This is a genomic window from Pseudomonas syringae group sp. J254-4 (assembly GCF_032586855.1).
Taxonomy (GTDB): domain Bacteria; phylum Pseudomonadota; class Gammaproteobacteria; order Pseudomonadales; family Pseudomonadaceae; genus Aquipseudomonas; species Aquipseudomonas amygdali.
Map to the genome: position 1 here is coordinate 12,783 of NZ_JAWHOO010000006.1, position 19,050 is coordinate 31,832.

Here is a 19,050-nt window from a genome sequence, read left to right on the forward strand (position 1 = left end):
GCGTGAGGAACGATAATCCCGACTATCGTGCGGCGCTCTGCGTCGCATGCCGTTCCGGACGCTCCGCGTCCTATCCTGTACATGCGGCGCGGCGCAGATTCTTTCATGCCCGTCACGGCGAAACTGTCAGAATATTTATTAGCTTCCTATCGATACGCTAAGGTATAAACCGAAAACGTGAATTAGCCGCTTCAATGGGATCCCTTTCTTGAGCTCTGAGTCTTCCGCCGCCCCTGCCCCGGTCAAGTTGTCCAGCCAGCCCGGTTTCGTCAGTTTTATCCTCTCGCGCCTGATGGCAGTGTTTGCCATGCAGATTCAGGCAGTGGTGGTCGCCTGGCAGGTCTATGACATGACCCGCGAGCCAATGGCACTGGCGTACGTCGGCCTTGCTCAGTTTATTCCCATGTTGCTGCTGTTGATGCCTGCCGGGGACCTGATCGACCGCTACAACCGCAAGGTCATCCTGATGATCAGTTGGGGCGTGCAGGCGTTCTGCGGCACCATTCTGTTTGTGTTTTCGGCCCTCAAGCTGCAAGACCTGCGGCTGATCTACGGCGCGCTGATGCTCTACGGCTGCGCCCGCGCCTTCACCGGGCCGGCGCTGCAAAGCCTGCTGCCGCAGATTGTCCCGCGTGATCAGTTACCCTCGGCCATTGCCACCAACAGCGTGATCATGCGCTGTTCGACCGTTGGCGGCCCGCTGATCGGCGGCTATCTGTACTGGCTGGGCGGCGCAGAGCTGACGTATTCAGTCTGCGTGGCAGCATTCATAGCTGGCATCCTGTTTCTGGCCCCTGTAGCGACGCCCTTTGCCGGCAAACCGGTGGAACTGGGCTCCAGCGCCTGGGGCCGGTTCACTGCGGGCATTGCCTTCATCCGCTCACGACCGATCATCCTCGGCACTATTTCACTGGACCTGTTCGCCGTGCTGCTCGGTGGCGTGGTGGCGCTGCTGCCTATCTATGCCCATGAAGTGCTGCATCTGGGCCCCCAAGGGCTGGGCATGCTGCGTGCGTCGATGAGCCTGGGCGAACTGGGCGTCGGTATTTACCTGAGCATGCGTCCGCTGCAGCGCAACGTCGGCATGACCATGTTTCTTGCCGTCGGCCTGTTCGGCGTAGCGAATCTGGTGTTTGCACTGTCGACACTGTTCTGGCTGTCGTGCCTGGCTCTGCTGGTCGCGGGCGCGGCGGACATGGTCAGCGTGTTCATTCGCTCGGCGCTGGTGCAGTTTTCGACGCCGGACAACATGCGCGGCCGGGTCAATGCCGTGAACATGCTGTTTATCGGTTCATCCAATGAGCTGGGCGAGTTTCGCGCAGGCACCAGCGCCTCGCTGGTCGGCGCCATACCTGCGGCAATCATGGGTGGCGTCTGCACATTGGGCGTGGTCGGCGCATGGATGACGTGCTTCAAATCGCTGCGGCAGGTCGACCGTTTTGCCGATGCGTCGCCGCCTGACGTGTTGCAGGCGCAGCCCGTGAAAAGCTAGACACGGACTTCCCGAACCAATCGGCTCTCTCGCACCTCTATACCCTCGCATCCTGCACACGCTGGCCGGACCGCCAGACTGGCGCAGACCTGTATCAGCAGCGACACTCATTGCACGAAAAGAAGAGGGATCCGACATGCTCTGGAAAAAAGGCCGACGTAGCGACAACGTAGTCGATGCGCGCGATGGCGGCAGCAGTGGCGGCGGCGGTGGTATGCGCATCGGTGGCAAGGGGCTGGGCCTGGGCGGCATTGTGATCATCGTTGCCATTGGCCTGCTGACCGGACAGGACCCGATGCAGATCCTCGGGCAACTGACCGGGCAAAGCACCGAGCAAAGCGCTCCACCCAGCGCGCAAACGCGTCAGGCACCACCGGCCAACGACCAGCAAGCCGAATTCGTACGCAGTATCCTCGGCGACACTGAAGACACCTGGCGCGCCGTGTTCGCTCAGAACGGTCGCGAGTACAAGGACCCGACGCTGGTGCTGTTCAGCGGCCAGGTCAACTCGGCATGCGGTCGCGCCACCTCGGCGACCGGCCCGTTCTACTGCCCGGCTGACCAGCAGGTCTATCTGGACATGGACTTCTTCCGCGAAATGGCCCAGCGCTTTTCCGCCGCTGGAGACTTCGCCCAGGCTTACGTGATCGCCCACGAAGTCGGGCACCATGTGCAGACCCTGCTGGGCATTTCTGCCAAAGTCGACAAGGCTCGTCAGGGCGGGCAAAAAATGGAAGGTGCCAACGGTTTACTGGTCCGCCAGGAGCTTCAGGCGGACTGCTTTGCAGGTGTTTGGGCGTACAACGCACAAAATCGTTTGAACTGGCTTGAGCCGGGTGATATTGAAGAGGCATTGAATGCGGCCAACGCTATCGGCGATGATCGCTTGCAACAGCAAAGCAGTGGTCGAGTCGCTCCGGACTCCTTCACTCATGGGACGTCTGCCCAGCGTGTACGCTGGTTCAAGGCAGGCTTTGCCCAAGGCCAAATCAATCAATGCGATACATTCGCCGCCAAGAGTCTCTGAACACATGATTAAACCGCTTCTGGTCCTGTTGTTGAGCACTGCCTTCGCGAGCCTCGGGGCGCATGCCGAGGATCAAGCGGTTACGTCTATCAGTCCGGATCGCCTGGCCATCAATGGTGCAGAGGCGACACTGGGGCTTAGCCAGGAATGGGTACACCCCAAGCCGAAGATCGAGCGCGCGGTGATCGTGCTGCACGGCCGCCTGCGTAATGCGCAAACCTACCTGCGCAGCATCGAACGTGCCGCCAATCAATCCAAAGAGCGCAGCAAGACCTTGCTGATCGCCCCACAGTTTCTGGATGAGAAGGACATTGTCGCGCATCACCTGCCGGAGTCGATTCTGCGCTGGCGCCAGAACAGCTGGATGGAAGGCGCAACCGCCACCAATCCCAAGCCCGTCAGTTCGTTTCTGGTCCTGGACCATATCCTCAAGCGTCTGAGCGACAGCAAGCTGTTCCCGAATCTCAAAGAAGTGGTCATTGCCGGGCATTCCGGTGGTGCCCAGGTGGTGCAGCGCTACGCGATGATCGGCGGCAAGGAAGATGCGCTGCTGCAGCGGGAAGGCGTGAAGCTGCGTTATGTGATTGCCAACCCGTCGTCCTATGCCTATTTCGACGCAGAGCGGCCTGAACCGGTAACGGCGCAGAGCTGCCCTGATTTCGACGAGTGGAAATACGGTCTGAACAAGATGCCGTTCTATTCGGGAAAGGAAAAGCCGGCTGACATCGAGAAGAATTACGTGAAGCGCGACATCACTTACCTGATGGGCGAGCTGGACACCGATCGCAACCACCCTGCTCTGGACAAGACCTGTGCCGCCGAAGCGCAAGGCGCGTATCGCCTGATTCGTGGCCAGAACTACTTCAACTACCTCAAGAAGCGCCACCCTGAAGGGCTGAACCAGCGCCTGGTGATCGTGCCGAAAGTCGGCCACAACGGCGACGGGATCTTCACCTCGCCCGAGGGTCAGGCGGTGTTGTTCAAGCCGTTTTAAGTGATCGGGGTATAACTATCGTTCCTACGCTCCGCGTAGGAATGCATTTCTGGACGCTCTGCGTCCGATCTTGGGTGCGCGGTGCGGCGCAGATTTGTGACGCAGAGCGTCACCCAAGGCATTCCCACGCTGGAGCGTGAGGAACGATAGTTGCACCAGAGCCAGTCCAGATCACCCCAACATCCCGCGTAGCACAGTGCAATCCACGGCATGCCAGTCCGTCAGCTCAGGCCAGGGGTTGTCTTTCAGGTTGACCAGAACGGTCTTGGCGCCCGCCGCACGGCCGCAGTTCAGGTCATGCATGTAGTCGCCGATCATGACCATCTGCTCCGGCTCGACACTCCAGCGATTGGCCAGCTTCAGCAAACCCGCCGGATCCGGCTTGGGGGTCGCTTCGTCGCGGCCCAGTACATCCTCGACAGCAAAGCAGTCCGCCAGGCCGATGGCTTTCAAGGTGATGTACGCGAGCTCTTGAGCGTTACGGGTCAGTATCCCCAACCGATAACCGCGCGCCGACAACTCACGAACCAGTTCGACCGCGCCCTCGGCTGGCTGCGAAGCCAGCGCCAGCTCCCGTTCGTGTTCCAGCAGCCATGCATGCTTGGCCGCCGACTCGTCAGCGGGCAACGCGGCAAGATGCCCCAGAATATCGTGGTCCTGAGGGATGCCCAGTTCACGCTTGATTGCCGGAAAGTCATGGACCGGGATGGTCAGGGTGCCATCCATGTCGAAAACCCAGTGCCGTATACCGTCGAGTGTCATGCCCAATCCTTACGGTGGCGGATCAGCCCTTCCTGGCTGACCGATGCAACCAGTTGCCCGGCGCGGTTGAAGATACTGCCGCGTGAGAAGCCGCGGGAGTTGCCAGCCCAAGGACTGTCCATCGCATAGAGCAGCCAGTCATCGGTACGCAGGTCGTTGTGGAACCACAGCGAGTGATCGAGGCTGGCGACCTGCATATCGCGCTGCCAGACCGTCTTGCCATGCGGCCGTAACGAAGTGGTCAGCAGGTTGAAGTCGGAGGCATAAGCCAACATGTAACGGTGCAGCGCCTGCACGTCCGACAGGCTGCCATCGGCGCGAAACCACACGTACTTCACCGGCTCGCCTGGCTTGGGATCGTACGGGTCTTCGGATGTCACGGGGCGGAACTGAATCGGTTTGGGGCGCAGAAACTTGTCGTGCATCGCTTCGGGAATCAGGTGTGCTCGGCCCGTCAGCAGCTCTAGCTCGGACGGCAGGTTTTCCGGACCGACAATCTGCGGCATCGCCGCCTGGTGCTCAAAGCCCTCTTCGTCGTACTGAAACGAGGCGCTGCACGTGAAAATCGGCTTGCCCTTCTGAATGGCAGTCACACGGCGCGTGCTGAAACTGCCGCCGTCGCGCACGCGGTCCACTTGATAGACCACCGGCAGGCCTGCATCGCCAGGGCGCAGAAAATAACCGTGCAGCGAGTGAACATGGCGGTCCTCTTCGACGGTCTGACTGGCGGCAGACAACGACTGCCCCAACACCTGGCCGCCAAACAGCTGACGAAAACCCAGGTCCTGGCTGCGGCCGCGAAAAAGATTCTCTTCAATGGCTTCCAGCGTCAGCAACTCAACCAGATCATCCAGCACTTGGCTCATTCTCACTCCTCTTGCACATCGACTCTGCACTTTTACGGCAACGGCAGTCGCTGCATTTTCCGACAGGCCTCTGGCCCATCCCACTGGAATGGAATGATACAGATTTAAGATGGTTGGCTTAATTCAATCTACACCCTGATCAAGGCTTCAGCGTCCTGAGCCACTGCTCATGGCTGATCCGGTACAGCACGTGCGGCTTGAGCGGATGGCCGTCATCCAGATTGGGATGATCGAAGTTGCCGGACTCATCCTGCTGCATACCGATTGCCTGCATAACTTTTTGCGACGGCTGATTATTAACCGCGGTAAACGACACGATCTCCTTCAAATTCAGGCGCTCGAAACCACAGCCCAGCGCGGTCCATGCCGCCTCGCTGGCAAAGCCCAGGCCCCAGTGGTCATAAGCCAGCCGCCAGCCGATTTCCACGGCCGGCGTAAAAGATGCCTTGAAACCCACGACATGCAGCCCGGTAAAACCGATGAATTCGCCGGTATCCTTACGCTCCAGCGCCCAAAACCCGAAGCCCAATTCGGCAAAATGACCACGTAACCGTCCGATCATGGCGGCGCTTTCAAGACGGCTCAGCGGTTCGGGGAAATAACGCATCACGCGCGGGTCCGCGCACATCTCGGCGAATGCTGGCAAATCATCGTCGCGCCACTGCCGCATCAGCAGCCGGGCGCTGTCTAGCTTGAGTATCGGTTCCATCGATTCCCCCGTGTAACGAGACATGAGTGGGCGTCAGCGTAGTTATCCACTGCGCCAGACAACTGGGCGTGCGCACGCTTTGCTGGCACTATCGGGCTTCGACCTGTCAACGGACGCAAAATGTCCCTACCGCTTATCTACCATGAAGACTACAGCCCGGACTTCCCGGCGGATCACCGCTTCCCGATGGACAAGTTCCGTCTGTTACGTGACTACCTGGTCGACAGCGGCCTGACCAGTGACGTTCAATTAATGCGTCCCGAGTTATGCCCGGCGGACATTCTGGCGCTGGCTCATGACCCGTCCTACATCAGCCGCTACCTTAATGGCGACCTGTCCCGTGAAGACCAGCGGCGTCTGGGCCTGCCCTGGAGCGAGGCGCTGGCACGTCGCACGGTTCGTGCCGTGGGTGGTTCGTTACTGACTGCCGAGCAGGCCTTGAAGCACGGTATGGCTTGCCACTTGGCGGGCGGCACACACCATGCGCACTATGATTACCCGGCCGGTTTCTGCATTTTCAATGACCTGGCAGTGATCAGTCAGTACCTGTTGCAAAGCGGCCGCGTGGACAAGGTGCTGATCTTCGACTGCGATGTGCATCAAGGCGACGGTACCGCACGTATTCTGGCCGATACCGAAGACGCCATTACCGTCTCGCTGCACTGCGAAAAGAACTTCCCGGCACGCAAGGCGCAGAGCGACTGGGATATCCCGCTGCCGATGGGGATGGGCGACGCCGATTACCTCAACGTGGTCGACGATCTGCTCAACTACCTGTTGCCGTTCTACAAGCCGGATCTTGTGCTGTATGACGCAGGAGTGGACGTTCACAAGGATGATGCGCTGGGCTATCTGCAACTGACCGATCAGGGCGTGGCCAATCGCGACGAAGCCGTGTTGCGTCATTGCCTGAGCCGCGACATTCCGGTCATGGGCGTGATCGGCGGCGGCTACAGCAAGGACCGTCAGGCGCTGGCAAGACGCCACGGGATCCTGCATCACAGTGCGCAACGGGTCTGGGACGACATGGGCTTATGACAGTACGTTGCGCCTCATCGCAGTCGCAGCCAATGAGTTGCACCACACCTGAAAACAACGCTCGGGTAGAATGCCCACCTCCTCTGCTATCGATACTTCGCTGACCATGACCGACCTCGCCTCTCCTGCTTCCCGAACCGTCGCCATCATCGGAGGCGGCCCTGCGGGGTTGATGGCAGCAGAGGTGTTGAGCCAGGCAGGGCTGAACGTCGATCTGTATGACGCCATGCCCTCAGTAGGGCGCAAGTTTCTGCTGGCCGGGGTGGGCGGCATGAACATAACGCACTCCGAGCCCTACCCGGCTTTTATATCGCGCTACGCTGAACGTTCGCCGATGATCGCGCCTTTGTTGCGTAGTTTTAGTGCCGATGAGCTGTGCCAGTGGATTCATGCGCTGGGTATCGAGACGTTTGTCGGCAGCTCGGGCCGTGTTTTCCCCACTGACATGAAAGCCGCACCGCTGCTACGCGCCTGGCTCAAGCGCCTGCGTGATGCGGGTGTCACGATTCACACGCGGCATCGCTGGTTGGGCTGGAACGTTGATGGCAGCCTGTGCATCACTAATGCTGACGGTGAATTGGCGATCAACCCTGCGGCCACCTTGCTGGCACTGGGCGGTGCCAGTTGGGCGCGGCTGGGGTCTGACGGGGCCTGGTTGCCATGGCTGCAAGCCAGGCAGGTCGAGGTTGCGCCTTTGCAGGCCGCCAACTGTGGTTTCGAGGTGAGCGCCTGGAGCGACCTGCTGCGCGACAAGTTTGCCGGTGCGCCGTTGAAAAACATCGCCATGGGCCTGCATGGCCATGCCCTGCGCCTGGGCGAATGTGTACTGACCGGGACGGGTGTGGAAGGCAGCCTGGTGTATGCACTGTCGGCGCAGATTCGTGAACAGATCAACCTTCACGGTTCGGCGATTGTGGACATTGACCTGCTGCCCGGCAAAACGCTGACAGATATTCAAAAAGCCCTGAGCAAACCACGTGGCTCGCGCTCGATGTCCAAGCACCTGCACAGCCAATTGGGCCTGGACGGCGCAAAGGCAGCGCTTTTACGCGAGCTTGCGCCTCGTGAAGCGTTTGCCGATCCGCTGTTGTTGAGTGAAGCCATCAAGGCGTTGCCACTGCCCCTGATCAAACCACGCCCCATCGATGAGGCCATCAGCACCGCAGGTGGCGTGACCTTCGAAGCCATGGACGAACGTCTGATGCTCAGGCAATTGCCCGGCGTGTTCTGCGCAGGCGAAATGCTCGACTGGGAAGCCCCTACAGGCGGCTACCTGCTGACCGCCTGCTTCGCCAGCGGCCGCGCTGCGGGGTTGGGGATGGTGGAGTGGCTGAACTTACAGTGATTCCTGTGCGTATGCTCTGCGCTCAGCGTTATACATAAATCCTTCTGTGGGAGTGAGCTTGCTCACGAAGACGATGGTCCTGCCGCCCTACTTCCAAAGTCTGTCATGGCCTCTTCGCGAGCAAGCGAAGCGTCGCCCGGCTCGCTCTCACATGTGTATATCAAGGCTTCTTCTTGCGCGGGCCGGTGTTGAAAACCGGGACCTTGCGTACCGGTTTGACCACCGGCGCAGGCTCGGACTCGCCGCTGTCGACCCATTTGCCCAGGTTGCGCTTGCTGCCCGACACTTTGGGTTTTTTCGGTTTCTTGGGCTTTTTCAGGATCTGGCCGCTGGCATCCGTACTCGGCACGCGATGCTCCGGTTCGAAGTCCTGCTCTTCCTTGCGCTCCAGGGTCTGGCGGGTCAGCACTTCGATGGCTGACAGCAACTCGACCTCATCAGCACACACCAGCGAGATCGCCTCGCCCGTCAGGCCCGCCCGGCCGGTGCGGCCAATACGGTGGATGTAATCCTCGGCCACAATCGGCAGGTCCAGATTGACGACCGTCGGCAGATCATCGATATCCAGACCACGAGCCGCCACGTCGGTGGCAACCAGAATCTTCACTTCATTGCTCTTGAAACGATCCAGCGCACGCTGGCGGGTGGCCTGCGGCTTGTCGCCGTGAATGCCATCAGCGTTCAGACCCAGCCCCTGCAAACGATCCACCAGTTGATCAACGCCAACCCGGGTCTTGGCGAACACCAGCACCTGGCCCCAGCGATGCTTTTTCATCAGATGGATGAACAGATCAGCCTTGCGCTTCTTGTCCACGGTCACAACCCATTGCTTGACCGATGACGCCGCCACGTTGCGCGGGCTGACCTCGATGGTCAGCGGATCATTGAGCATCTGCGCGGCCAGCAGACGAATTTCGTCGGAAAAGGTCGCGGAGAACAGCAAGGTCTGGCGCTGCTTGGGCAGTACCGCGTAGATGCCACGCAATTCCTCGGCAAAGCCCAGATCAAGCATGCGGTCGGCTTCATCGAGGATCAGGGTCTGCAACTGGGAGAACTTGACTGCATTCTGACGATGCAGGTCGAGCAGACGTCCCGGTGTCGCAACCAGCACGTCCACGCCCTTGCGCAGCTTCATCATTTGCGGGTTGATGCTCACGCCACCGTAGGCTGCGTAAGTGCTCAACGGCAGGTGCTCGGCATACTGACGAATGCTTTCGTGAACCTGATCGGCCAGTTCGCGGGTCGGGGCCAATACCAGCGCGCGAACGCAATTAGGCGCGACTTTCGGCCCTTCCATGGTCAGGCGCTGCAACAGCGGCAAGGCAAAACCTGCGGTCTTGCCGGTGCCGGTCTGGGCAGCTGCCATCAGATCGCGGCCTGCCAGTACCGGAGGAATTGCCTGGGTCTGTACAGGCGTCGGAGTCTGGTAACCGAGCGCTTCGAGGGCGCGCAGCAAGGGTTCGATCAGGCCGAGAGAGGCGAATGTCATGGAAATACCGTAGGAAAAATTCAACGCAAGGCGCGCAGTTTAACCTGTCCGGCCCGCCTCGGTTAGCTTGTGCGTGTCGATCCGACCTTTCGTACCGCCGACCTGCGCCATTGCGGCAGGCCAATCAGCACGACAGCGCTGATAATCACCACCATGGCCATGCACTCTTCAATACCGATTGTCTCTCCCGCAAACACCACGCCAAGCATCACCGCCACTGCCGGGTTGACGTAGGCATAGCTGGTTGCGGCTGCCGGGCGCACGTTCTTGAGCAGGTACATATACGCGCTGAACGCGACGATAGAGCCAAACACCACCAGATACAGGAGCGCGCCCCAGCCCGCTGCAGTCGGCATGTGCGCAAGGCGCTCGCCGCTCAAAGCGCTGCCGATCAGCAGCGTCGCGCCGGCCGTGATCATTTCTGCCGCACTGGCCATCGGACCTTTGGGCAACGGCATATGCTTGCTCAATACAGAGCCGAACGCCCAGGACGCAGCGGCAAAGAGCACCATCGCAGCGCCATAAGGGCTGGCTTGCAGATTGGAACCGAGATTCAGCAGGCCGATGCCGATCAGGCCCAGCACGATGCCCGCCCACTCCAGATTAGTGGTGCGATTGCCCCAGAACAGGCCGAACAGCAAGGTAAACAGCGGCATGGTCGCCACCGCCAGCGCCGCGACGCCTGATGCAACGCCTGCGTGTTCGGCCAGCGTCACACCGCCGTTACCGCATGCCAATAGCAGGAAGCCGATCACAAACGCCGCTTTCCACTCGCGCCAGGTCGGCGCTGGCACGCCGCGATAACGCAGGAAGCCATACATCAGGCATCCGGCAATCAGAAAACGCACACCAGCCATCATCAGCGGCGGCCATGACTCCACGCCAATACGGATGAACAGATAGGTAGAGCCCCAAATCAGGTACAAGGCCAGAAAAGCGCCAATGAGCAACGGCGAAACACGAACGGACTGAGGCATGGCAAGGCTCTGGGATCATTGTTATGGTGAACCTATTGTATGAAGGCCAGAGGCGGATATTAAGCAGACAACCCTGTTTGAACAACTCTGAAACTTACGATTCAACGCTTGTAAGGCCTGTTTTCCTTTTATTTTAAAATGGCCCATCGCACAGTACGAGGCACGTCATGACGCTGGATAAATACGATCGGATTCTGCTCGATGAGCTGCTGAAAAATGGCCGGGCGTCTTTTGCGCAGCTGGCGAAACTGGTCAACCTGTCCGCGCCTGCCGTGGCTGAGCGAGTCGCCAAGCTTGAGGCCAGCGGCGTGATCACCGGTTATGAGGCGAAGGTCGATCTGACAAAGGTCGGCTTGCCGATTCAATGCCTGATCGAGTTACGCATGGGCAGTCACGGCAATCAGCAGGCGTACAAGGAGCTGTGGCAGGTCCCTGAACTGATCCAGTGTTACCGGGTGACGGGCGACCCGTGCGTGATCATGAAGGTAGCGGTCGATTCGATGCCACACCTGGAAGACCTGATCAATCGGATCGCCAGGTTCGGCTTCAGCAAAACCTCAATCGTGCTGTCGACAGCGGTGGAGCGCAGCCTGCCGGCCAACTATCTGACCAGCAACGGCAAGCAGGAACACTAAAGGATCAGAAGCCGCGCTGACGCTTCAGCGTTTCGCCGATCTTGGCGGCCGGGACTTTCTGCAGGGAACACAGCATCTGGTGGGAGATTGACGCGATGCCGTGGGTGTTGCGCAGTTCGTTGGTCAGATACGCCGTGAGGTTGGCGGCCATTTCCGCATCGGCCATCGCCCGGTGAGCCTTGCCGGTATTGGGCAGGCGCGCGTAGCTGGTCAGCGTGCCAAGCTTGTGATTCGGTGCGCCAGGCATCAGGCGTCGGGCCAGCAGCATCGAACAGGCAAAGCTCTGTTCGCGCTTGCGCTGAATGCGCGACAGTTCGTAGTCCCAGAATTTCTGGTCGAACGAGGCATTGTGCGCGACCAGCGGCGTGGCACCGACGAAATCTGCCACATCGCCCATCACCCGTTCGGCGCTGGGGGCGGTGCGAATCATGTTGTTGCTGATGCCGGTCAACCCCTCGATAAACGCAGGAATACGCACCCCGGCATTCATCAGGCTCTGAAAGCGCTCGACGATACGCCCCTGCTCCATGATGACCACGGCAATCTCGGTTGCCCGGCAGCTATGGCCGGGGGAGATGCCGGTGGTTTCAAAGTCGATGACTGCAATACGTTCCAACACTGGCCTGACCCTGTAAATTCATTTCAGCAACAACGCGCCTTCGATAGGCACATAACGACTGGCTGCGCGGATCAACGAGTTCGCGGTCAGCCCCGGCACGCCATAGGCCACCGCCTCAACACCATGTTTGCTGATCACACGTTCGAGCAACATGTCGAAATCGCCATCACCCGACGCCAGCACGACTTCGTCGACTTGCGGTGCGAAATCCATGATATCGATGGTGATGCCGACATCCCAGTCCCCTTTCGCCGAACCGTCGCTACGCTGGATGTACGGCTTGAGCCTGACGGTAAACCCCAGATTGCGCAGGATCTGCTGGAACTGCTGTTGTTTGCTGTCGCCACGATCGATGGCGTAGGCAAACGCGTGAACAATCTCGCCGCGCTTGCTGATATCCGCCCACAAGGCGGCGTAATTGAAATGACAGCCATGCGCCTGGCGCACGGTGTAATACAGGTTCTGCACGTCGGCGAACACCGCGATCTTCTTCACCGCAATTCCTCATGGCGGGCAACACGCCCACTGGTTACAGCGATCCGGAATGTGAATCGGTGCCCAGTATGCCAGCTTGAGAACGGAATTGAGCTTCAACTATCGTGCGACGCTCCGCGTCGCACGCATTTCTGGATGCTCCACGCCCGATCTTGAATGGGCGGCGCGGCGCAGACCTGTGACGCGGAGCGTCACCCAAGGCGTTCCCTCACAGGAGAGTGCGGAACGATAATTGTCTGTTCTGGAGCGCGAGAAGCGCTCACTGCGTCCTCAAACAAACGAATCATCATCAGAAAACATGTCGCCGCCATCGTCAAAGCTGTCATCGGCCGTGTACTGCTGATCCGGCTGTCCCCAGCCGCCCTGATCATTGAACGAGCCGGTGTCCTGAGCCTGTGGCGCGTCGTGAATGACCTCGACGATCTCCTGCGGCTGGCTGTGGTGGCTGAACATGCTGCTGATGCCTTCTGCCAACAGCACGCCGCCCGCCACACCGGCCGCGGTCTTCAACGCACCGCCGAGAAAGCCACTGCCCGCAGCCGGAGCAGGCGCGGCGTAACCACCCTGCGGCGCTGCAGGTGCAGGGGCAGGATTGAAACCGGCACCGTCGCGCCAGCCACCACCGGAAGCCTGGGCCGGCTGAGCCTGAGGCGCTCGCGAGGCGCTGCTGCCGAAAATACTCGACAGAAACCCGCCGCTGGCCGGCGCTGACGAAGATTGCCCTTTGGCCTGCTGCAGCTCGGCCTGCAACTGCTGAATCTGCTCGTCGCGCTGTTTCACCTGCTGATTGAGCTGATTCACCGCAGCTTCCTGCACCAGAATCGCCTGCGTCATGTAATACGGCGCAGCGGGCTGGCGAGCCAGATGCTCCTTGATACGCGCCTCGGCCGCAACATCTCGCGGGGCGGATGCCGTTTCAGCGTCTTTCAGTTTCGAGAAAAGACCATCAATCAGGGTTTGCTCTTCGCTGTTCATGACCACCTCACTGAGTTGCCACTGGAATTCTTTCCTGCCGCACCGGCAGGACCATGCTCAGAAAATGGGGCCTCATCCACCCGCTTCAATGACATGAAGAAAAAGATAAGAAGATCTCGGCCCACCACCACTGCGCTTGGTTCGGCAGGGGCCATGGGCTAAAGTGTGCGCCTGCTTTTAGCCAGCGATCTATCTACATGAACCCGTTGACCGTCATCCAGGATTCGCTCTATTTCTTTCGGCGCAATCTGGGCAGCATTATGCTGTTGTGCCTGCCTGTCGTGATACTCGAGGTGCTGGCCAAACAAGCGTTGAGCAACGCCATGTCCGCCGACACGTCGCCTGCCTACGAATTGGTCATAGGGCTGTTTTTCTACCCTATCTATACAGCGGCACTGATCCTGTTTCTCGACGCACGCAGCCGTGGCGAAGACGTCTACACCCGCGACCTGCTGGCCATGGCGTTGCGCCTGTGGCCCACCTTCGCCGTGCTCTCGGCAATGAGCACTCTGCTGATCATGTTCGGCCTTTCGCTGTTCGTGGTCCCCGGCCTCTGGGTCATGATCAAACTGGCGTTCTGCGAATACCTGCTGGTCCTGCGCAAGCTCACGCCGTTCATGGCCATGCGCGAAAGCATGCTGATGACCACCGGGCACTTCACCCGCATTCTGGTGTGCGTACTGAGCGTCTACATTCCCCTGTGGCTGCTTGAGGGCGCCAGCCTGTACCTGTTTCCGGAACCGCAAAGCGCAGCGGTTTCCGTGCTCACCGACAGCATCGGCAGCTTCCTGCAACTGTTCACCACCATTGTGACCTTCCGCCTGTTCATGCTGATCAGCGAACCCGCACACCGCGCCTGAAGCAAAGGCTGACGTCAGACGCGTCGATTCGGTATGCTCAATGCCGAATCCCTCACTGAGCGCCAGGCGCTCCAAGTCGAGCCGATGCCCCGTTTACTGCTACGTCTGACCCTGTATGGCTTGCTGCTGGTCGCCGTATTGCTGTTACTGGTTTTCCAACTGACCTGGCGCCCTCCAGCTCGCGAGTTACTCCCGGCCAGCTGCAATCCTGCGGTTCAGGCGCCAAAGCTGGTGCCGGGGCAAGCCCTCAAAGTCATGACCTGGAACATCCAGTACCTGGCGGGCAAGCGCTATGTGTTCTGGTACGACATGGCCGACGGCAGCGGCCCGGACGAACGCCCGACGCATGAAGACCTGGCCTACAACCTGGATGAAGTGGCGCGGGTCATCCGTGATGAACAGCCGGATATCGTACTGCTGCAAGGGGTCGACGATGGTGCCAAAAACTCCGATTACGAAGACCAACTGGCATTGATCAAAGAGCGAGTGGCGGACCTCTACCCCTGCAGCACGCAGGCGTTCTACTGGAAATCTGAGTTCGTACCCAACCCGCATATCTGGGGCAGCGTCGGCAGAAAACTGGCGACCCTCAGCCGCTTCCACATCGACAGTGCCGAACGCGTGCAACTGCCGGTGCCAGACGCCAACATCATCAGCCGTCAGTTCCAGCCCAAGGATGCCTTGCTGGTCAGCTACCTGCCCCTGCGTGACGGCGGCAAACTGGCCGTCATCAACACCAGCCTGACCACCGCCAGACACACCGGCGACACCGCACAAAAACAGGTCGCTGCCACTGAGACGCAGCTGGACAAGCTGGAAAGCGGCGGCACACCGTGGCTGATCGGCGGCGACTTCAACCTGCTGCCGCTGGGTCAATACCAGCGCCTCCCCGAAGAACAGCGCCTCGGCTACGCCGCCGACAGCGAGCTGCACGAGCTGTGGGAGAAATACCCGATGATCCCCGACAACGCCGAATCCAGCGGCATAGACCGCGGCAAATGGCTCACGCACTTCCCCAACGACAGCCGCATCAACGGGCCGGACAGGACAGTGGATTATCTGTTTTACAGCCCGAGTTTGAAGCGGGTCAGTGCGCGGGTGCGGCGGGACGATACGTTGTTGATCTCTGATCATTTGCCGGTGATTGGGCGGTTTTTGTTGCCGGTTTTGCCCTGAGGGGGTGAGTCGGCATTCAGGTTTCGATTTCTGGCTGGCCACCAAACTTCCGAATGGCGCCCTCACAGCCGACATGGTCAAAACAGTTTGAACCGTTTCTGAGCGCGCTCGCCTAATGATTAGCCTGTGGATACTCCCACAAGCTACGTGCCAATACCGGCATACCCAAAGGGTGATCAACGTGGCTAAAGACGACAAGAAAAGTAAAGGCGAAGCCTCGAAAGCCAGCAAGGATCTGAAAGACAAAAAAGCATCACCGGCAAAAAAATCTGAAGCGGCTTCGACGCTTTCCAAGTCTTCCGAAAAGAAAGACAAGAAAAAAGACGCCGAGCCAAAGAAAGCAGCCAAAAAAGCTGATAGCAAGCCAGAAAAGGCCAAGAAATCAGAGAAGGCGGACAAAGCGGAAAAGCCTCCTAAAAAGAAAAAGTGATGTTTGCTGCCTGCCAGGGTGTTGCGCCCTGGTCTCTGGTCTGTTGCGTTGGGCACGCAATGGCTGATATGGCCAATATCCGAACAACCTCCTCCAGGCACTTCCCGCGAAAGCAACTTGGTGATTGCCTTTCCGAAGGCTATTGTGAAGTGGATCTTCCAGACCTATGATCAAGGCAGGCAGTGATGGTCGCCTGGCGCCTTTTTCGCAAAGCAATAGCCCATCGTTGCTACACACCTTCGTTTTACATCGGCATGCCCCTAACTAGACGCTGCCCGGTGAACAGGCAATCGGACACCTAAGCGTCGTAGATTAGGAACCATTGCCATGTCTGATTTTTCCCCTTAAGCAGCTTAAAATCTCAATCTAAACAACTTGCTCGTGATCAGGGCCTGAAGCTTTCTGTCGCTCAAGAAACACTTGTGCAAAAAGCAGGCTTCGCTGATTACCATGAGTTTTCTGTGGTCGCCCAGCGGAATCCCAAGGATCCACGCTTGATGATGACTGCATTTGGGGTCAGAGATTTTAGCGACGCGATCCACGAGGACGATGTTTACGCAGATCTAGATCAGGAGCTGGAAGATCAGCTCTCCGGTGCGATTGCGGATACAAACACAAGCGGGTTTACGGTCGATAACTTGACAGTCGATGCCTCTGAATACATCGATTCAACTGGAATGCTGATCTTGGGTGTCTCGCTGACCTACCAAGGCAAGCAAGACCAGGAACGGGTGTATCACGGTGCAGCGTTCTTCCTTACTGCAACGGTCAAGTTGCTTCGCCGCGAAGGTAAGTGGTTCCTTGCTGAGGATGGCGTGTCCATCATCAGCCGCGAGTCTGATGCTGCCCGCGACCGTATGTCTGAGCTGGAGTATTGGGCAGCGGTGGAAGAAGCCCGGAGTAGCAACCGCATGTCTAAGGCGCAAGCACTTGTGAGCGAGCTGGGGATATCGGTCGAAGACGGCGAGCTCTTGGCCGGATCAGAAATCACGACCAATGAGTCGGATGATGATCTCCCGTACAGCTACCTGATCAATTTTGAACCGGTGGCTGAAGGTGAGTTGATAGCAGATCTGCTCGCGCGATTCGGCTCCCTAGAGTACGAACTAAACGCAAACTTCTTCGATGATGTTGAGCGCGAATTCTGAGATTGATGATGTGGTGGCCAGCCTAAAAAGCTGGCCATTTAATCCTCCGACCCTCATATTCCATTCCACAAATACAGACCTACCTGTTAACCAAGACCCTTACCTTTTGGACGGTTTTCCTGCGCAGCCTACTTGGAGGCGCAGAGTACCTCCAAGACTCAGACTTCATATTACTTGAACCGTGATCAGTCGGCCCATTCAATCCTGATGAAATCTTCGATGCTTCTTGCTCGAGCCAGAACCATATCTTCAGTCCAAGATTCAGCGTCATGAATCTGTTGGCCTACATGGATCGTGGCAATCAGTCCACAGCTTCGATAGATATCTATCTTCTCAATCGGCGGCTTAGCTTTTAGCGAAGAGTTTGTTCCTGGTGGCAGCATCGTCAGATTCCCGAGGTGGTGCATCCACTCAACGCCACTGCTTTGTGGTGCAATATGCTCTATTGAGCTAGCGGCATCCTGCTCCCAGATCTTTCCCCATTGGCTCTCATTTAGCTTCTGCCCTGCGAGCTTAGCCAAGTGTTCGTCATAACGGTTCAGCACGTAGCGCAGCTGATTTTGCCAGCCATCGTAGCTGCTCACCCAATCAATATTGTCCAAAACCTCGTCAATGGAATAACCCTTGGAGATTTTTTCCAAACCGATAAGAGTTTGATCTTTATCCAAGTTATTCCGGTAGATTTCGTAACCAAGACGGATGTACTCCCCAACCTTGTGACGGCTGTCACGGCTCGCCAGTTCGTAGATTCTAAAAGTTGCGCGCTCCCATTTACCCAGCAGCTCTTGCTCTGTCTTCTTGTCGAATTTCCGCAGGATGATCGCTGCCGCAACAAACCGAGCGTGCACAATTCGCGTTACAGCCCGGAGGCGCGGATCTCGGAACAGGCGCAGGTTCGCTTGCACGACCGCCTCGAGCTCATGACCAACCTCTGCAATCGTTTTTAGCTGCGTGCCAGCCTTCAAGGTCAGTAATGCGGTCGAGTCTGCTTCACTGGGAATCCGATTCGGTCGTGCGTCACAAGCCCATGCTCCTGCGAAGCGGAGAGCTTCGTCTCCGATTCGTGTGCTGTTTTCCAGCGAACGATAAATGCCCCGCCAGACGTCTTGCATTTCAGACACCGCCTCATCGCGAGTACCACCCTCAACGTGCTCGAAAATGAGTGCCATTAGCTGGCTTTTGAGCTTGTCGATCCATTTCACATCCAGCCCACGGCTGTTAAGAACCTCGAAGACTCGGTATACCGTAGCCTCGTCAGAAATCTCATGGTAAATGATCGTTAGCTTATTTCTGATGGTCACCAACAGTTCAAAGATCGTATCTCCACGAGCCAGCCATTTGCTCACAAAGAGCTCGCAGTCACGGGCAGCTTCAACCAAATTCTGATCTGCAGCAGTTTTTGCAGAGCCTTCCTCCACCATCCCCTTGCGGATGTAATTGGTGAAAACCTGACTCGCATCATGATTTGTCTGGAGCAGAATTAGAGAATGGTCGTCTCCTTTAACGAGGAGCTCACCCAACTCCCGCCGCACCTTGGCTTGCGTAGCGTCATCGTTGTTTAGAGCTTTTTCAATCGCCTTCATAAGGATGATGAGAGTTGTTACACGTTGTTGGCCATCCACCAGCTCGACAGTCTTGAACTCGTCGACGCCGAGAAGGCGGGTTTCTTTCTCCTTGGCCAAGGCGACCAATGTAGCCATGAAATGCTCCCGGCCAGATCGAAATGCCTCCTCGATGTCGCCGAATAAGTCTTTGCGCTGGCGAGATGTCCAGGAGTAGGCACGTTGGTATTCTGGGATTCGAAAAAGCCTGCCTTCAAGCAAACCAGCGATCTTGAGGTGTAGTGGGTTGAGCTTCATACGCGTTCCTTGCTGGAGAAATGATGAGAGAATAGCCATTAGCCAGCAAAAATAGCTAGCGTCCCTCGGCCAGTTTATCCTCACAAAGGAACACGATATGAGTCTGCGCGCCAACGTACTGGATGCTCTAATCGACGGTCAGGTTGGCAAAGGT

General features: G+C 58.2%; 19 protein-coding genes. 10 read left to right on the forward strand and 9 right to left on the reverse strand.

Features of this window, described 5'->3' with window-relative positions:
* Window positions 1-208 precede the first annotated feature (208 nt).
* From RYB09_RS09410 to RYB09_RS09420, 3 genes are all read left to right on the forward strand, one after another.
* Window positions 209-1,492 (forward strand): MFS transporter, encoded by a 1,284-nt coding sequence (locus RYB09_RS09410; protein ID WP_316888077.1) that lies wholly within the window; start codon window positions 209-211, stop codon window positions 1,490-1,492.
* A 136-nt stretch (window positions 1,493-1,628) separates the two neighbouring features.
* Window positions 1,629-2,519 carry a neutral zinc metallopeptidase gene (locus RYB09_RS09415; RefSeq protein ID WP_058402577.1) on the forward strand — a complete coding sequence of 297 codons (891 nt, stop codon included), beginning with the start codon at window positions 1,629-1,631 and terminating at the stop codon, window positions 2,517-2,519.
* 4 nt (window positions 2,520-2,523) lie between these two features.
* Window positions 2,524-3,513: a hypothetical protein gene (locus RYB09_RS09420; protein ID WP_004655548.1), complete on the forward strand. Its 990-nt coding sequence runs from the start codon at window positions 2,524-2,526 to the stop codon at window positions 3,511-3,513.
* A 171-nt stretch (window positions 3,514-3,684) separates the two neighbouring features.
* Here the strand turns inward: RYB09_RS09420 and RYB09_RS09425 are convergent, their stop codons facing one another.
* The 3 genes from RYB09_RS09425 to RYB09_RS09435 form a co-directional block, all read right to left on the reverse strand.
* The gene (locus tag RYB09_RS09425) at window positions 3,685-4,275 is read right to left on the reverse strand and encodes an HAD family hydrolase (protein ID WP_058402578.1); all 591 of its coding nucleotides are present in this window, start codon (window positions 4,273-4,275) and stop codon (window positions 3,685-3,687) included.
* Complete coding sequence (gene tesB, locus RYB09_RS09430; protein WP_316888080.1) at window positions 4,272-5,141, reverse strand: acyl-CoA thioesterase II; 870 nt, start codon at window positions 5,139-5,141, stop codon at window positions 4,272-4,274. Before tesB ends, RYB09_RS09425 begins: the two co-directional genes overlap by 4 nt.
* 139 nt (window positions 5,142-5,280) lie before the next feature.
* Entirely contained in the window at window positions 5,281-5,850 is a 570-nt protein-coding gene (locus RYB09_RS09435) for a GNAT family N-acetyltransferase (RefSeq protein ID WP_044322982.1), read from the reverse strand.
* A 120-nt stretch (window positions 5,851-5,970) separates the two neighbouring features.
* On the opposite strand from RYB09_RS09435, the gene RYB09_RS09440 reads away from it, so the two are divergent.
* Both RYB09_RS09440 and RYB09_RS09445 read left to right on the forward strand, forming a co-directional pair.
* Window positions 5,971-6,888, forward strand: a complete 918-nt coding sequence (locus RYB09_RS09440) for a histone deacetylase (protein ID WP_002555253.1) — start codon at window positions 5,971-5,973, stop codon at window positions 6,886-6,888.
* A 106-nt stretch (window positions 6,889-6,994) separates the two neighbouring features.
* Entirely contained in the window at window positions 6,995-8,233 is a 1,239-nt protein-coding gene (locus tag RYB09_RS09445; RefSeq protein ID WP_316888244.1) for a TIGR03862 family flavoprotein, read from the forward strand.
* A gap of 160 nt (window positions 8,234-8,393) precedes the next feature.
* Here the strand turns inward: RYB09_RS09445 and RYB09_RS09450 are convergent, their stop codons facing one another.
* Together RYB09_RS09450 and yedA are read right to left on the reverse strand one after the other, a co-directional pair.
* Entirely contained in the window at window positions 8,394-9,722 is a 1,329-nt protein-coding gene (locus RYB09_RS09450; RefSeq protein ID WP_316888084.1) for a DEAD/DEAH box helicase, read from the reverse strand.
* A gap of 62 nt (window positions 9,723-9,784) precedes the next feature.
* Window positions 9,785-10,699 carry a drug/metabolite exporter YedA gene (gene yedA / locus RYB09_RS09455; protein ID WP_316888086.1) on the reverse strand — a complete coding sequence of 305 codons (915 nt, stop codon included), beginning with the start codon at window positions 10,697-10,699 and terminating at the stop codon, window positions 9,785-9,787.
* 167 nt (window positions 10,700-10,866) lie between these two features.
* Between yedA and RYB09_RS09460 the strand changes: the two genes are divergently transcribed.
* Window positions 10,867-11,334 (forward strand): Lrp/AsnC family transcriptional regulator, encoded by a 468-nt coding sequence (locus tag RYB09_RS09460; RefSeq protein WP_122259673.1) that lies wholly within the window; start codon window positions 10,867-10,869, stop codon window positions 11,332-11,334.
* A gap of 4 nt (window positions 11,335-11,338) precedes the next feature.
* On the opposite strand, the gene RYB09_RS09465 is transcribed toward RYB09_RS09460, so the two are convergent.
* The 3 genes from RYB09_RS09465 to RYB09_RS09475 form a co-directional block, all read right to left on the reverse strand.
* Window positions 11,339-11,950 carry a PolC-type DNA polymerase III gene (locus RYB09_RS09465; RefSeq protein ID WP_044321051.1) on the reverse strand — a complete coding sequence of 204 codons (612 nt, stop codon included), beginning with the start codon at window positions 11,948-11,950 and terminating at the stop codon, window positions 11,339-11,341.
* Between the two features lie 21 nt (window positions 11,951-11,971).
* The gene (locus tag RYB09_RS09470; protein WP_002555259.1) at window positions 11,972-12,448 is read right to left on the reverse strand and encodes an NYN domain-containing protein; all 477 of its coding nucleotides are present in this window, start codon (window positions 12,446-12,448) and stop codon (window positions 11,972-11,974) included.
* 270 nt (window positions 12,449-12,718) lie between these two features.
* Window positions 12,719-13,423 carry a DUF2076 domain-containing protein gene (locus RYB09_RS09475; protein WP_316888088.1) on the reverse strand — a complete coding sequence of 235 codons (705 nt, stop codon included), beginning with the start codon at window positions 13,421-13,423 and terminating at the stop codon, window positions 12,719-12,721.
* 197 nt (window positions 13,424-13,620) lie between these two features.
* Between RYB09_RS09475 and RYB09_RS09480 the strand changes: the two genes are divergently transcribed.
* The 4 genes from RYB09_RS09480 (at window position 13,621) to RYB09_RS09495 (ending at window position 17,037) form a co-directional block, all read left to right on the forward strand.
* The gene (locus RYB09_RS09480; protein WP_316888089.1) at window positions 13,621-14,283 is read left to right on the forward strand and encodes a YciC family protein; all 663 of its coding nucleotides are present in this window, start codon (window positions 13,621-13,623) and stop codon (window positions 14,281-14,283) included.
* Window positions 14,284-14,316: 33 nt separating this feature from the next.
* A complete protein-coding gene (locus RYB09_RS09485) occupies window positions 14,317-15,459 on the forward strand; it encodes an endonuclease/exonuclease/phosphatase family protein (protein ID WP_316888091.1) in 1,143 nt (380 codons plus the stop codon).
* 172 nt (window positions 15,460-15,631) lie between these two features.
* On the forward strand, window positions 15,632-15,889 hold the full coding sequence (locus RYB09_RS09490; RefSeq protein ID WP_316888093.1) for a hypothetical protein: 258 nt from the start codon (window positions 15,632-15,634) through the stop codon (window positions 15,887-15,889).
* A gap of 422 nt (window positions 15,890-16,311) precedes the next feature.
* A complete protein-coding gene (locus RYB09_RS09495; RefSeq protein ID WP_316888095.1) occupies window positions 16,312-17,037 on the forward strand; it encodes a hypothetical protein in 726 nt (241 codons plus the stop codon).
* A 185-nt stretch (window positions 17,038-17,222) separates the two neighbouring features.
* Here RYB09_RS09495 and RYB09_RS09500 read toward each other — a convergent pair whose 3' ends face one another.
* Complete coding sequence (locus tag RYB09_RS09500; protein ID WP_316888097.1) at window positions 17,223-18,896, reverse strand: DUF262 domain-containing HNH endonuclease family protein; 1,674 nt, start codon at window positions 18,894-18,896, stop codon at window positions 17,223-17,225.
* Between the last annotated feature and the right edge of the window lie 154 nt (window positions 18,897-19,050).

Excerpts from the sequence above, each read along its gene's own strand:
- RYB09_RS09415 (WP_058402577.1), top strand. The coding sequence starts at position 1,629 with ATGCTCTGGAAAAAAGGCCGACGTAGCGACAACGTAGTCGATGCGCGC.
- RYB09_RS09420 (WP_004655548.1), top strand. The coding sequence starts at position 2,524 with ATGATTAAACCGCTTCTGGTCCTGTTGTTGAGCACTGCCTTCGCGAGC.
- RYB09_RS09425 (WP_058402578.1), bottom strand. The coding sequence starts at position 4,275 with ATGACACTCGACGGTATACGGCACTGGGTTTTCGACATGGATGGCACC.
- tesB (WP_316888080.1), bottom strand. The coding sequence starts at position 5,141 with ATGAGCCAAGTGCTGGATGATCTGGTTGAGTTGCTGACGCTGGAAGCC.
- RYB09_RS09435 (WP_044322982.1), bottom strand. The coding sequence starts at position 5,850 with ATGGAACCGATACTCAAGCTAGACAGCGCCCGGCTGCTGATGCGGCAG.
- RYB09_RS09440 (WP_002555253.1), top strand. The coding sequence starts at position 5,971 with ATGTCCCTACCGCTTATCTACCATGAAGACTACAGCCCGGACTTCCCG.
- RYB09_RS09445 (WP_316888244.1), top strand. The coding sequence starts at position 6,995 with ATGACCGACCTCGCCTCTCCTGCTTCCCGAACCGTCGCCATCATCGGA.
- RYB09_RS09450 (WP_316888084.1), bottom strand. The coding sequence starts at position 9,722 with ATGACATTCGCCTCTCTCGGCCTGATCGAACCCTTGCTGCGCGCCCTC.
- yedA (WP_316888086.1), bottom strand. The coding sequence starts at position 10,699 with ATGCCTCAGTCCGTTCGTGTTTCGCCGTTGCTCATTGGCGCTTTTCTG.
- RYB09_RS09460 (WP_122259673.1), top strand. The coding sequence starts at position 10,867 with ATGACGCTGGATAAATACGATCGGATTCTGCTCGATGAGCTGCTGAAA.
- RYB09_RS09475 (WP_316888088.1), bottom strand. The coding sequence starts at position 13,423 with ATGAACAGCGAAGAGCAAACCCTGATTGATGGTCTTTTCTCGAAACTG.
- RYB09_RS09480 (WP_316888089.1), top strand. The coding sequence starts at position 13,621 with ATGAACCCGTTGACCGTCATCCAGGATTCGCTCTATTTCTTTCGGCGC.
- RYB09_RS09485 (WP_316888091.1), top strand. The coding sequence starts at position 14,317 with ATGCTCAATGCCGAATCCCTCACTGAGCGCCAGGCGCTCCAAGTCGAG.
- RYB09_RS09500 (WP_316888097.1), bottom strand. The coding sequence starts at position 18,896 with ATGAAGCTCAACCCACTACACCTCAAGATCGCTGGTTTGCTTGAAGGC.